The following is a 13,284-nucleotide window of genomic DNA, read 5'->3' as shown; positions in this document are numbered from 1 at the left end:
CCGTATCATTTTTGGCGTCGCAAGCCGATGCGGCATCCTTCTGATATTGGCAAATGCTTTTCCTGTTTTCTGACTTCAAGCTTTATGCTGCGGCTGGAGCGACTCATTGACACCCCTTCCGTTTCCGAAAGCCCCTCGATTTGCCTTCTTTCAAAGCAAGGCAGGCACATCAATCGTCGAGTTCGCCATTGTAGCACCGATGTTCATTCTGCTGCTGATCGGCGTGCTCGAAACGAGCTACGTCTATTTTCTACAGGAAAGTCTTGAGACGCGTGCGGAGGCGACCATGCGCGCAATCATCACCGGTACTTTGGTAAGCGAGTCTTCCAGCGATAGTGCGCGAAAGGCGGTCTGCGCTAGCCTGCCGTCTTACATGCGCTGCGATCGCATTGCCGTCGAAGTCGCTTATACGCCAGAAGTCAGCCAAATCAAAGCTGTAGCACTGCAAAGCGCCTTGCCCGGGCGGGCTGGTACAGGCCGGCCGGGCGATATGGTCGTACTCCGCTTATTGTATCGCTGGCCGATGCGCCTCAGCCCGTTCAGCCTCGTGCGCGGCATGAAGGAGAAGGATGGCTATGCGTTGGCGGCGCTGCGTTTAGCCCGGGTCGAGCGCTATTCATGATCGCCCGCAACGCCCTACATTCCCGGCGAGGGTCGTTCAAAGACCGTCGTGGCGTTGCCATGGTCGAATTCGCCTTGACGCTTCCCATGCTGATGCTGCTGTATCTCGGCAGCGTCCAGCTCACCAGCGCGATGTCCTGTTACCGTAAGCTAGGTGCCACGGGCCGTTTCGTGGCCGACCTGATTTCACAAGACACGGCGACGACACCCGGTGAGATCAATTATGTTCTGCAGGCCGCGCAGGTCATCATGGCACCATATGCCAGCAAGCAGCTGACAGTCCGCGTTACCTCGATCAAGACGGACCAGACGAACCTTGGCACCGTTCAGTGGAGCAGCGCCCTCAACGGCACCGGCCTCCGCCGCGGCACCATAGTTTCGGTTCCGGAGGGTCTTGCGCCGGGCGACCGATTCCTGATCTACGTCGAGACGTCTTATCAGTTTCGCCTTCTAGGACCGCTCAAGCTGTTCAACCCGGTCCTGCTGGCCGACAGATTCTACATGTCGCCGCGCCAGTCCCGCCAGGTCGCATGCGATACGTGCGGCTGACGGCAGTGCGACAGTCGCCCCCCTCCCCGCTACGATCGTTGCGACACGACTCCCGCGGCAGCGTCCTTGTTCTCTTTGCCCTGGCGCTGGTCACGCTGCTCGTGGGAGTGGGCTTGGGCATCGACTATGTGCGCGCGATGCGCGCGCAGACCAAGCTGGCAGCGATTGCCGATGCGGCGGCCCTGACCGCGGTCTCACAGGATGGCATGGCAATGCCGCCGGCAACCGCGGAAACCGCGATCCGCGCTGCCTTCGTTGCACAGGCACGATCCCTCGAACAAGGCGGCTTGCTCCTCGATTATCAAAACACCGAAGCGCTCGCGATCGGGGTCGTGGACACGCCGCTCGATAGCGGAGATGCCAGCGGTGGCGTCAGCCGTCGTGCCACAGTCGCGTTTCGCGCCCGGCATCGCAACGTCTTTGCCGGCATCCTCGGTCTTGCCCAATTGCCGCTTCACGGCGTCGCCGGCACAACGGCATCGACCGCACCGAATATCGACCTCTACGTCCTCGTCGACACTTCACCATCGATGCTGCTGCCGTCGTCGGACGCGTCCGTCCGGTTGATGGTCGCCGCCACCGGCGGCTGTGCCTTCGCTTGTCATGAGACAGGCAGCACTCGAAGCAATCTCAGCATCGCCCGGTCGCGAAACATCTCGCTTCGCTACGACGTCGTCCTCGATGCGGTGCGGCGCCTGACGACGCTTGCCCGCGATGCGGCGGCCAATACCGGCGTACGCTACCGGATCGGTCTCCACGACTTCGACTACAAGTACCGCCAGATCTGGCCCCGCTCACCTGCTGCGGACGGCAGCTGGGTCGACAGCAACCTCGACCAGGTGCGCACCCATGTCGCCGACGCGCAGCCTCTTGCGTATTGCCGCAATTCCGAGCGCGTCTGCGGCGTCCCCGACGCCGATACGGCGACCGATTTCACCGCTGCGTTAAACGGCATCAATGCATCGATCCCGACGCCCGGCAACGGCAGCAACCGCCCCGGGGATCGGCCGCGGGCGGTCGTGCTGCTTGTCACCGACGGAATGCGGGACGAATGGTCTGATGTGTCCGGTCGCCTGCTTGGGCCGGTGCCGATCGATCGATGCGATGAGATCAAGCGGCGCGGCGTCCGTCTGGCCATACTGAACGCGGTCTACCTACCAGCGTCTATCGTCGACGACGAATGGTCCCGCACCAACGTCTTGGCACCATTTCTGCAACCAAATGACGTTGTCAGCCCTGCGCTGCAGTCATGCGCATCGCCAGGCCTCTATCACGAAGTGACATTGGGCGACGATCTTCCGTCATCCGTCGCCCAGCTTTTCCAGAAGTCGATCAAACGCGCATTCATCGTGAAATGATGTGGATCCTCACCACCCCGTGTTACCTTTGGAGGCTTACATGCTACTTCATCGCTTCACTACCCGCCTGAGACGGCAAGGTACAATCAAGGCGGAAGCAGGCTGCGATACGTCGATGCAGATTGGCTTGCGATGTCGGCATTGCGGGCAGCATTTAGACCTGGCACCAATTAGTGTGATCTTACGCCTGATTGTGAGACGCCTTGATCGTGCTGGAAGCGATGTCGCTGCATTGCATCTGACCCACGCCATCGCCGTTTTGAGTGAAGAAGTACCGCGCGCGTCATAGCAGACGCTGCCCGATAAGACCCTGGATCGCCCTATCCAGCGCAGACAAACGCCAACTATAAGACTTTTTGGTCACCGAAGCGAGAAAGAGGGCATCCAAATCAGGGCGTAATACCAGCTTGAAGAGATTTATACGTTGAAGTGTCAATGCGAGTCGTGAGACGTGCCTCTTGACCCAGAAGCAGACATTGACAGCCCTCTGTGCCCTTCGCAAATTCATCCGTTCGTTCGGCTTGCTCTTCGATGTCCAGGCACACAGATTTCTGGCACGCACCGATGTTGCTGCGGCTCATTCCCGAGCTGTTAGATCAGCGTCGATCGTCGCCTAGGGGGGCCACCTCCGCCGCGTCGCAAGGCTAGTCTATCTCTGCCAGAGAGCCTATCCGGCCCGTGGCAGCCCAACCCGGGCGGTCAAGGGAGGTGATACATATAGACACCGCAACAATCGTAGCACTGGTACTCGGCGTCGCGACGCTCGTCGTCGCGCTCCTCAGCTTGATAGTGAAGATTATCGAGCTGTCGCGCCACTAGGCCGAGTTGGGGACGTCCCGGCGCTGGAACGCCGGGGCGTCCTTAAAAAATTTGAGCCCCGAACGCTGGAACGCTCGGGGCTCAGGGGATGACCTATAGACATAGAACATCGTAGCTCGACCGATATACGCTTCAACCTGTAGCGCCGCAAGGCTACTCCGCCGCAATCCCCGTGTCGTAAATGCGCGTGCAACGCCGCAAGCATGTAGACCCAGTTCCGGACATTCTCCTCGGCGCGCCCGACGCCCGAGAACTGCCGCTCGTTCATCAGCGGATGCAAAGCCGCTGAATCGTCACAGCCGTTCCAAACCCTGCAGCGTCGTCCGCAGCGCCTCGACGAGCGGCGTTGCCGGCACGTCGCCGAGGAAGCTGTGCAGCTTGCCGTCGATCAGCCGGAGCGGCCGGCGCCAGAGATAGATCATCTCGCGCATCTCGCGCGCGGTCTCACTGAACGGCGCCATCGCGTGCACCACCGGCCACGGGAACGGATAGATCGGCGCGTTCGGCTTGCCCGCCGCCTGGCGGATCGAGTCGGCAAACGCTCGGTTGTCGTCCACCCAAGTGCCGCCAAACTGGAAGCTGTCGAAAGCCGCCAGCGCGTCGCGCCGTTCCAAGAGGCGTACCATCGTCTCGGCGAGGTCGGGCAGATAGGCCCAAGCGTGGCCAATACCTGCGCGCGCGGGATCGAAAACGCGCTTCACCGGTCCGGGCGTCGGCACCATGCCCTGCGCCAACCAGCTATTGCCGCTGCGCGGACCGAAGAAGTCGCCCGCGCGGACAACCAGTGCCTTGGCGCCGTTCCGGCTCGCCTCGCGCAGGCGGCGCTCCATCTCGACGCGGATCGCGCCCTTGCGGGTCACCGGGTTTTCAGGGCTAGTCTCGTCGACAGCCTCGCCCGCGTCCGGCCCGTAATTGTAGACCGTGCCTGGCAGCAGCACGCGCGCGCCGGTCGCGGTTGCCGCTGCGATCGTGCTGTCGAGCATCGGCAGTACCAGCCCTGCCCAATTGCGATAGCCCGGCGGGTTCGCACCATGCACGATCACCGACATGCGGTCGGCAGCGGCGGTGACGGACGCCTTGTCCATGGCATCGCCCCGCACCCATTCCAGCGCCGGATTGCTCGCCCGGGCCCGCGCCGGATCGCGATGGAGCGCGCGGACCGCCCAGCCGCGGGCGAGCAACGCCCGTGCCACCTCGCCCCCGATGCCGCCGGTCGCGCCGATCACCAGCGCCGTATTTGTGTCCTTGTTCATCGTCACCTCCTCGTTGCGGAGGCAGAGATGGCCTCTATCCGGGCCAAACGAAATTGCGACAATAGGCAGAGCAGATATACAGGATCGTATGGACAGTGGACCCGGATGGGAGTTGTGGCGCACCTTTGGCGCCGTCATGCGTGCGGGCAGCCTGTCGGGTGCGGCGCGCGCGCTCGGTCTCACCCAGCCGACCGCCGGGCGACATATCGCGGAACTGGAGGCGGCGCTCGGCGCCGGCGCGCTGTTCACGCGCTCGGCGCGCGGGCTGCAGCCGACCGAGACCGCGCTGGCGCTCGCGTCGGAAGCCGAGGCGATGGCTGCCGCCGCGGCAGCGCTGGTGCGAACCGCCTCCGCTCCCGGCGACGCGATCTGCGGCATCGTCCGGATCAGTGTGAGTGAAGTGATCGGCGCGGAGGTGCTGCCGCCGATCCTCGCCGCCCTGCGCACGCAGCATCCCGGCCTGATGATCGAGCTGCTGCTCACCAACGCCTCGTCCGACCTGCTGCGGCGCGACGCCGATCTCGCGATCCGGATGACCGAGCCGAGGCAGCAGGCGCTGCTCGTCAAGTCGGTGGGCCGCATCCGCCTCGGCTTCTACGCGCACCGCGAGTATCTTGCCCGCGCCGCGTCGATCGACAGCGCCGCTGACCTGGCGCGGCATGCGACCATCGGCTTCGACCGGGACGCGGCGTCGATCCGGTCGCTCGAGGCGGCCTGGCCCGACCTGCCCGCCTTTGCGCTGCGCACCGACAACCAATTGGCCCAGATCGCGCTGATCCGCGCCGGCTGCGGGATCGGTGTGATGCAGGGCGCAATAGCTCACCGTGACCCGGCGCTGATCCCGATCCTGCCGGAAACCTTCCACGCCCATCTGCCCGTCTGGATCGCCATGCATGAGGACCTGCGCTCGACAAGGCGCATGCGGCTGGTCTTCGACGCCCTGGTCGACGGCATGACGGCTTACGTCAGAACGGGTTCGGAGCGTCAGCGGTGACCCAGAAACGGCCGCTCATGCAGTGTAGACGCAGTCCGAAAGCAGACGTTGATTAAGGCCTACCTGCCTGTCTTCATAACATTTATACGTCAGTTTTGACCTCGGCAGCATCCTAAAGCGGCCTGCACCTGAGCTTGATCGGCGACCCTCGAACGGTGGCTACCGCACGCGGCATGTGGATGCTATGTGACGGGCGTCGAAAATGGCGGGCTTGGTCTGGGTAGGCCCAAGCTCCTCCTTAGCGGAGGCTCTGTTCCGGCTTGCGCCGTGAACCCCCGACAGTCCCGGTGCCGCGAGGCATCATTGGGTCTGTCCGGGTCGCCGTCTCGGCGATGCGCCCTGGCGGACCGCCAACGGAGTGAGCCATGCCCGTATCCGGTCCCATCCTCGTCTTTCTCGCCAACGGAACGCAGGGAAGCGCCGTCATGCGGGCGGCCCGACAACGCGGGCACGTCGTGCGGCCGTTGATCCGCACGCGATCAAACGACAGCCCCGCCGATGCCGTGGACGCTGATCTCGACGATCCGGCAAGCCTCAATGCGGCAGCGAGAGGCTGCGCACATGCCGTACTACAGGTGCCGACGACCGCGGAGGCGGTCATGGTCCGTCGGACCGAATCGGCATTGGGTGCGCTATGCCATGCCGGCGTGCGCTCGATCGTTTTGAAGCTGGCGAGTGCGAGCCGCAGTGCCCCGTGCGAGGAGCCAAGCTTCGTCGCCAACGCCGCCATCGAGGCGCTAGTCCGGCGCGCCGGCATTCCCTTCGCCATCGTGCGGCCGACCATGTACCTCGACAATATGTTGAAGCCATCCGCCCGCGCCGACATCATCGAGCGTGGCGTCTTTTCGCCGCCTATCGCGCGTGACCAGCGGATCGCCTGGACCAGCGTCGATGACTGCGCGCTGGGGGCCGTTAGGCTGTTGGAACAGGATTGCTATGGCGGCGATCACCTCATCTGCGGACCGGAAAGCGTCACGGGCGACGAACTGGCGGCGCGCCTCTCGGTCGGATTTGGAAAGCCCATATTCTATCATGCCGAGCCGCTGGAGATTTTCGAGCGGGACTTAGGTGCAGCGATGGGGTCAGGCCCAGGCCAACGCATCGTTTCCAAGTTCCGCTACTTGCGCGAGCATCCCGAGGACGCCGATCGAATTCTTGGAGCGTTTCAGAAACCAGCCCTGCTGCCGGACTTCCATCCCAACACGATAGAAGCTTGGGCGCGCGAACGACGTCACCTTTTCTGGTGAGACGAGGCAGGGATCGAGTCTGCGAGTCCGACGGGACAAGCCACTCGGTTGACATGGCGAAACAGGTCATCTGGAACCGACATCTATAGCTCGATGTCGCTTGATCGGTGCACCGCGGCGAGAGGCATCGTGCTGACCTCGAACGAGCGCTCCCCCGCCTCGATGCGGGCGGCGATGCTACGGTGCAGGCCCATCAGCTCGGTAGGGATCTGATCGCCGTGGAGGATGGCGGCCTGGCGATCGGCCACCGCGAACCCGTCGATCACGGCGGCCAGTTCGGGCTCCCCGTAGAGCGCCAGGCTGGCGCCGGCTCGCCACAGGTCGGCCAGTTCCTTCGATCGTGCGGCCCTCGCTTCCGGCGAGCCATTGCGTGCGCGCGTGATCGCTGCCAGTTGGTAGCGCAGCACGCGCGTCTCGGGTGCGCGCGTCGGTGAGGGCTCGTATTGCCGCGCGAGGAGCTGCGCCAGCTCACGCGACGAAGCGTTCGGCACCTGCTGGCGCCACTCGACGAGGGTGCGCGTCGGCGTGACGTAATCCGGTGCCTACGTGATGATGAACCGCGCCAGCAGCGGATCGCCCGCCACGGCAGCGGGGGGAACGGCGTCGCCCTCCCCGCTGCCGCCGCATGGGCGTGCGCAGCGATCCCCGCCACCCGTCTGAGTTCGGCTCAATTGGTGATGCCGTCGTCGGCGACATGGCCCATAGCGAGCGGACAGCCCCCGCCCTCAGCCGCGACCGGTCGCCGCCTCAAAACGCCTCGTGCAGGCGCACGGCAAAGATTTCGGCAGGGCCGCGGTCGCGGTTGTAGCCGGGGTGGGCGACGTGCTGGTAATCGAGCGACAGGTCGAACCCGCGCGTCGCGGCGAGGCGATAATAGGTTTCGCCGATATATTCCGCGCCCGGATGCGGCAGCCGGCCGTCGCCGACCAGCACGCCGAGCCCGCCCGCGTCGAGATAGCGCTGGTGCGCGCGGCTGATGCCGTTGACGATCACCACCGCGCCCAGCGTATCGTCGCCGCGCCGCCAGCCCGCGCCGCGCAGCGCCAGGCCGGCCTGCGCGGTGCGATCGATGTCGGTGAAGTCATAGGGCTCGATCTGCCCGTCGGCGAGGCCGGCGCGCGCGAACATGCCCAGCGTGTCGGTCAGCGTCTGTTCGGCGTTGACGCTGATCCCGGCGCGCGTCCGCCGCGCGCGCACCGCGGCGGTATCGACCGGTTCGCCGCTCCGCGCCGCCAGCTCCAGCGCGTCGTCGAAACGGCCGAAACGCCCGCGGTTGCGGAACAGCGTCACGCGCAGCGCGCCGGGCCGCCCGCCGATCCGGTGGCGATGCTCCAGCTCGGCATCGAGCTGATATTGCCCGAAACCGGGCTCCAGCGTCTCGCCATTGGGCACTTTCGACAGGTTGAACGCGCCGAGCCGCAGCGTCCACGCGCCGCGATAGGCCTCCGCGGCGACGCCGGTGCTATAGCCCCAGGCGTCGGCGGCATAATCGAAGCTGCCCGCGTCGACCGCCGACCAGTTGAGGAAGTCGACGCGCGGATCGTGCGCATAGCTGTTGGTGTCGAACACGTCGCCGACGCCGAACTTGCCGATGGTGAGCACCAGCCGGTCCGCGGTGCGCCAGCCGGCGACCTGGTTGGCGACGCCGGCGACCCGCTCGCGCGCACCGCCGAGATCGATCGTCTGGCGCAGGAAGGTACGCTGGAGGCGGACATAGGGCGCGCGCTGGCCGACCTTATAGGCCTCGGCGCTCGGAAAACCGGCGACGCCGAGCGTGTTCGACAGGCCGAAACCCTGGTCGATTTCGGGATTGGTCCAGAGCTCCGCGCCGCGCCACAGCCGCACGCCGGCATAGAGCGTCACGTCGGCGGTCTCCTTCGCCTGCCGCGGGGTCAGGCTGTTGGCGCCCGTGTACGGCGAGGCGAAGCCGGGCGTCGCCTGGACGACGAGCGTCGCCTGGCCATGGACCGCGAAGCGCGCGTCGGACCCGGCGTCGGCGGGCGCGCGCGTCGGTATAGTCTGCGCCGCGGCCGGCGCGGCAAGGAGGAGGGCGAGCGTGGCGAGTGAAGAAAGCGGGAGAGGCCGAATCATGGCCGGCCCCCTAGCCGCTCTCTATGACAGGGGAAAGCTCTGACCGAAATGGACATGACGTTCCGACGCGGTGCCGGTGCCGTATCGGGCGGCGGCGGCGCCGCGCCGGCCGATCCTCAGCCCGGCACCCCCTGCGCCGCGGGCAGGTCGGCGATGTCCGACGATTCCGCCCAGATGTTGATGCCGCCATCCGCGGCCGCGCGATCAATCGCGGCGAGCTCGTCGTCGGAAAAGTCGAGCCGCTGCACCGCGTCGAGCGAATCGTCGAGCTGCGCCACCGTTCGCGCGCCGATCAGCGCCGAGGTGACGCGCGGATCGCGCAGCACCCAGGCGATCGCCATCTGCGCGAGCGTCTGGCCCCGCGCTTCGGCGATGGCGTTGAGCGCGCGGATCGTTCCCAGATTCTGCTCGCTGAGCAAGGTCTGCGCCAGCGATCCGCCGCGGCTGGCGCGCGCATCCTGCGGCACGCCGCTGAGATATTTGTCGGTCAGCATCCCCTGCGCGAGCGGCGAGAAGGCGATGCAGCCGGTGCCCAGCGTCTCGAGCGTGGCGAGCAATTCGCGCTCGATCCAGCGGTTGAGGATCGAATAGCTCGGCTGGTGGATGAACAGCGGCACCTTCTCCTCGGCGAGGATCGCCGCGGCGCGGGCGGTCAGGCCGGGCTCGTAGGAAGAGATGCCGACGTAGAGCGCCTTGCCCTGGCGGTGGAGCTGGACGAGCGCGCCCATCGTCTCCTCGAGCGGCGTCGCCGGATCGACGCGGTGCGAATAGAAGATGTCGACATAGTCGACGCCCATCCGCCTGAGGCTCTGGTCGCAGCTCGCAATCAGATATTTCTTCGACGACCCGACGTCGCCATAGGGGCCGGGCCACATGTCCCAGCCCGCCTTGGTCGACAGGATCATCTCGTCGCGATGCGCGCGGAAGTCCGCGGCGAGCACGCGGCCGAAATTCTCCTCCGCCGAGCCGTAGGGCGGGCCGTAATTGTTGGCGAGGTCGAAATGCGTCACGCCGCGATCGAAGGCGCGGCGCAGGATCGCGCGCCCGGTCTCGAACACGTCGGCGCCCCCGAAATTCTGCCACAGGCCGAGGCTGATCGCGGGCAGGCGCAGCCCGCTGCGGCCGGTGCGGCGATAGGGCATGCCGCTCTCGTAACGGTCGGGCGCGGCGGTATAGGGTGGATCGAACGGCATGATGGCTCCTTGTCGCAGCGCTCAACGCGCGACGCGCCGCGCGTTTCAGCCTCTGTCAGCTTTCTTGCGGAATTCGCTGGATAAATCGCGCTGGTAGCAGGGCAAGCGGTCGGCGGTGATGGCGTCGGATCGGCCGCATGGTCCGAACGTAGCCGCGATGCGGTGGCCCGCAACCGCCTGATTGCGATCATGAACTTTCTGTCATCAAACCGAAACCCTCACGTCATGTACCTTTCATGACCCGCCCCTAACCGCCGGGTCCGGCGCTCGCGTCAGCGACGCTGCCCTAACCCGAAGGACACTCCATGATCGCCACGTCGGTCGGCGGCGCGCTGCGCCTGGCCCTGCTCTGCTCCTGCGCCTGTGGGGCGCCCGCGCTCGCGCAGAGCCTGACCGGCCATGTCACCGACAGCACCGATACGCGCACGCTGGCGGGTGCCGAGGTGCGGATCGTCGAGCTCGGCCGCGTCGCCGAGGCGGGGCGCGACGGCAGCTTCCGCTTCACCGACGTGCCGCCCGGCACCTATACCGTCACCGTCCGCTACGTCGGCGCCGCGGCCGAGACGCGGACGGTCACCGTCCCGGCAAGCGGCACGGTCGAGGCGCGCTTCGCGCTCGCCGCCTCCGACGGCACGACGCGCGGCGACGACATCCTCGTCGTCGGGCTTGCCGCCAACCAGGCGAGCGCGCTGTCGCAGAAACGCTCCGCCGACGGCGTCGAGAGCGTGCTGTCGCGCGACGCGATCGGCCAGAACCCCGACCAGAATGTCGCCGAGGCGCTGCGCCGCGTCCCCGGCGTGTCGATCCAGGACGATCAGGGCGAGGGCCGCTTCGTCGTGCTGCGCGGCCTTGCCCCCGCGCTCAACGCGGTGTCGATCAACGGCGCGCGCATCCCCTCGCCCGAGGCGGACAATCGCGCGCTCGCGCTCGACACCGTGCCGTCCGAGCTCGTCCAGTCGATCGAGGTCAAGAAGACGCTGACCCCCGATATGGACGGCGACACGATCGGCGGCTCGATCGAGATCAGGACGACCAGCGCCTTCGATCGCAAGAAGGATCTGTTCAGCCTGTCGCTGGAAGGATCGCGCAACGACCTGCGCGACCGCTGGAGCCCCAAGGGCTCGGTCGACTTTTCCAAGCTCGTCACCCCCGATTTCGGCATCTCGGGCGGCTTTTCCTATTACCGCCGGCGCTTCGGCACCGACGGCGTCGAGGCGAGCGACTGGACGCGCAGCGCCGCGGGCATCGCCTATCCCGAGGAGGTCGATTACCGCGCCTATGACGTGGTGCGCACCCGCATCGCCGGCGCGCTGTCGCTCGACTGGCGGCCGAGCGACACGACGACGCTCTACGTCCGCGGCATCGCCAACAGCTTCCGCGACGACGAATTGCGCAGCCGGCTGCGCTTCACCCTGTCGCCCGAACCGGTCAGCGGCGATGCGGGCAGCGCCACCTTCGCCTCGGGCGCGGGCAGCGCCAACCGCATCCGCGTCCGCCGCGAGATGAAGGACCGCACCGAGATCCAGACCGTCTACAGCGTCACCGCAGGCGGCGAGACGCAGGCCGATCGGTGGACGCTGACCTATTCGGGCAGCTGGTCGAAATCGGAGGAGCGCGAGCCAAACCGGCAGGATACGATCTTCGACCGGCGCTTCCAGACCGGCGCGAGCCAGCTCGGGCTGACGCTGAGCGGCCTCGACACGCAGACCCCCGAATACAGCACGAGCAACGACGCCGCCTTCACCAACGGCAGCGATCCACTGAGCAAGATCGAGACCACCGACGGTCTCAGCACCGACCGCGAATATGCCGGCCGGATCGACATCGCGCGCGACATCCCGCTCGCCGCGGGCAGCCTCGAGATCAAGGTCGGCGGCAAGGGCCGGTTCCGCGACAAACGCTATACGCTCGACTTCACCAGCTATGACGCGCTGACCGGCGGCAGCTTCCCGACGCTCGCCGGCCTGTCGCGGTCGATCGGCGAGACGGGGCTGGTCGACATGAACCCGGCGGTCGATCCGCTGCTGGTGCGCGCCTGGTTCAACGCCAACCGCGACACTCTGGTACGCAACGCCGCGGACAGCGATCTCGACAGCCTGTCGGCGACCTATCGCGTCGCCGAGGACATTTACGCAGGCTATGGCCAGCTCCGCTTCGACAACGGCGTTCTGCGCGCGGTGACCGGGGTGCGCGTCGAACACACCCGCAACCGGATGCGCGGCAATGCGCTCGATACCGACAGCCTCGTCGCGACGCCGGTCCGCGTCGCGCGCGCCTATACCAACTGGCTGCCGAGCCTCAATCTGCGCTACAGCCCCTGGCGCAAGCTGGTGGTGCGCGGCGCGGTGACGCGCAGCCTGTCGCGGCCCAATATCTCCGAACTCGCGCCGCGCTTCTCCTACAATGCCAATGACGGCGAGGGCACGTTCGGCAATCCGCAGCTCCGCCCCTACCGATCGTGGAATTTCGATGCCGCGGCGGAATATTATTTCGCCTCGAACGCGCTCGCCGAGGTGACGGTGTTCCACAAGGCGATTTCCGACTTCATCTTCTCGTCGCGGATCGACGATTACAATTACAACGGCGTGGTGATCGACGAGGCGACGCTGCCGCTCAACGGTGACACCGCCAGGGTGACCGGGGTCGAACTCAACCTGCAGGCGTCGCTGAGCTTCCTGCCCGCGCCGTTCGACGGGCTGCTGGTCGGCGGCAATTACACCTATGTCGATACCCGTGCCTCGCTCGCCACCCAGCCGGGGACGGTGCGCGACCTGACCCTGCCCGGCTCGTCCAAGCATATCTGGAATGCGAGCATCGGCTATGAAAAGGGGCCGTTGCAGCTGCGCGCGAGCGGCACCTATCGCGGCCGCTATCTCGACGAGATCGCCGCGGACGGCGACGGCGATGTCTATGTCGATCACCGGCTATTGTTCGACATCGGGGCCAAGCTGCGCGTCCGGCGCGGCGTCCAGCTCACCGCCGATTTCATCAACATCGGCAACGAACCGTTCGACCGCGTGTACACCGGCACCGCGGCGGGGGGCGACCGGCTCGCGCAGCACGAACAATATGGCTGGACCGGCAAGTTCGGCGTCAAGGTGACGCTGTGATGCGACGGTGGCTCGCGCTGGCGCTGCTCGCCGCGGCATCCCCCTCCCC

The 13,284-nt window shown here is 66.2% G+C and carries 10 protein-coding genes; 6 read left to right on the top strand and 4 right to left on the bottom strand.

Going from position 1 to position 13,284, the window contains the following annotated elements:
* Positions 1-106: 106 nt before the first annotated feature.
* The 3 genes from BW41_RS07900 to BW41_RS07890 are packed head-to-tail and all read left to right on the top strand — an operon-like array spanning position 107 to position 2,528.
* Positions 107-622, top strand: a complete 516-nt coding sequence (locus tag BW41_RS07900) for a TadE/TadG family type IV pilus assembly protein (protein ID WP_152542184.1) — start codon at positions 107-109, stop codon at positions 620-622.
* On the top strand, positions 619-1,170 hold the full coding sequence (locus BW41_RS07895; protein WP_081792978.1) for a TadE/TadG family type IV pilus assembly protein: 552 nt from the start codon (positions 619-621) through the stop codon (positions 1,168-1,170). Before BW41_RS07900 ends, BW41_RS07895 begins: the two co-directional genes overlap by 4 nt.
* Entirely contained in the window at positions 1,152-2,528 is a 1,377-nt protein-coding gene (locus BW41_RS07890; RefSeq protein ID WP_081792977.1) for a TadE/TadG family type IV pilus assembly protein, read from the top strand. Before BW41_RS07895 ends, BW41_RS07890 begins: the two co-directional genes overlap by 19 nt.
* Before the next feature lie 1,112 nt (positions 2,529-3,640).
* Here BW41_RS07890 and BW41_RS07885 read toward each other — a convergent pair.
* A complete protein-coding gene (locus BW41_RS07885; RefSeq protein ID WP_235199688.1) occupies positions 3,641-4,573 on the bottom strand; it encodes an NAD(P)H-binding protein in 933 nt (310 codons plus the stop codon).
* On the opposite strand from BW41_RS07885, the gene BW41_RS07880 reads away from it, so the two are divergent.
* Both BW41_RS07880 and BW41_RS07875 read left to right on the top strand, forming a co-directional pair.
* Complete coding sequence (locus tag BW41_RS07880; protein WP_235199687.1) at positions 4,551-5,594, top strand: LysR family transcriptional regulator; 1,044 nt, start codon at positions 4,551-4,553, stop codon at positions 5,592-5,594. The two genes, BW41_RS07885 and BW41_RS07880, sit on opposite strands and share 23 nt — an antisense overlap.
* 365 nt (positions 5,595-5,959) lie before the next feature.
* Positions 5,960-6,841: an SDR family oxidoreductase gene (locus BW41_RS07875; protein ID WP_037533350.1), complete on the top strand. Its 882-nt coding sequence runs from the start codon at positions 5,960-5,962 to the stop codon at positions 6,839-6,841.
* Between the two features lie 83 nt (positions 6,842-6,924).
* On the opposite strand, the gene BW41_RS07870 is transcribed toward BW41_RS07875, so the two are convergent.
* The 3 genes from BW41_RS07870 to mgrA all read right to left on the bottom strand — a co-directional run bounded on the left by BW41_RS07870 (position 6,925) and on the right by mgrA (position 10,125).
* Positions 6,925-7,332 (bottom strand): hypothetical protein, encoded by a 408-nt coding sequence (locus tag BW41_RS07870; protein WP_037533348.1) that lies wholly within the window; start codon positions 7,330-7,332, stop codon positions 6,925-6,927.
* 256 nt (positions 7,333-7,588) lie between these two features.
* The gene (locus BW41_RS07865) at positions 7,589-8,932 is read right to left on the bottom strand and encodes a carbohydrate porin (RefSeq protein WP_037533345.1); all 1,344 of its coding nucleotides are present in this window, start codon (positions 8,930-8,932) and stop codon (positions 7,589-7,591) included.
* Positions 8,933-9,048: 116 nt separating this feature from the next.
* Positions 9,049-10,125, bottom strand: a complete 1,077-nt coding sequence (gene mgrA, locus BW41_RS07860) for an L-glyceraldehyde 3-phosphate reductase (protein WP_037533343.1) — start codon at positions 10,123-10,125, stop codon at positions 9,049-9,051.
* A 305-nt stretch (positions 10,126-10,430) separates the two neighbouring features.
* On the opposite strand from mgrA, the gene BW41_RS07855 reads away from it, so the two are divergent.
* A complete protein-coding gene (locus BW41_RS07855; protein ID WP_037533340.1) occupies positions 10,431-13,235 on the top strand; it encodes a TonB-dependent receptor in 2,805 nt (934 codons plus the stop codon).
* Positions 13,236-13,284 lie beyond the last annotated feature (49 nt).

This window comes from Sphingomonas sp. RIT328, assembly GCF_000632225.1.
Classification (GTDB): domain Bacteria; phylum Pseudomonadota; class Alphaproteobacteria; order Sphingomonadales; family Sphingomonadaceae; genus Sphingomonas; species Sphingomonas kyungheensis.
Note: the sequence above shows the minus strand (reverse complement) of the source record. Positions and strands in the feature narration are given on the sequence as shown.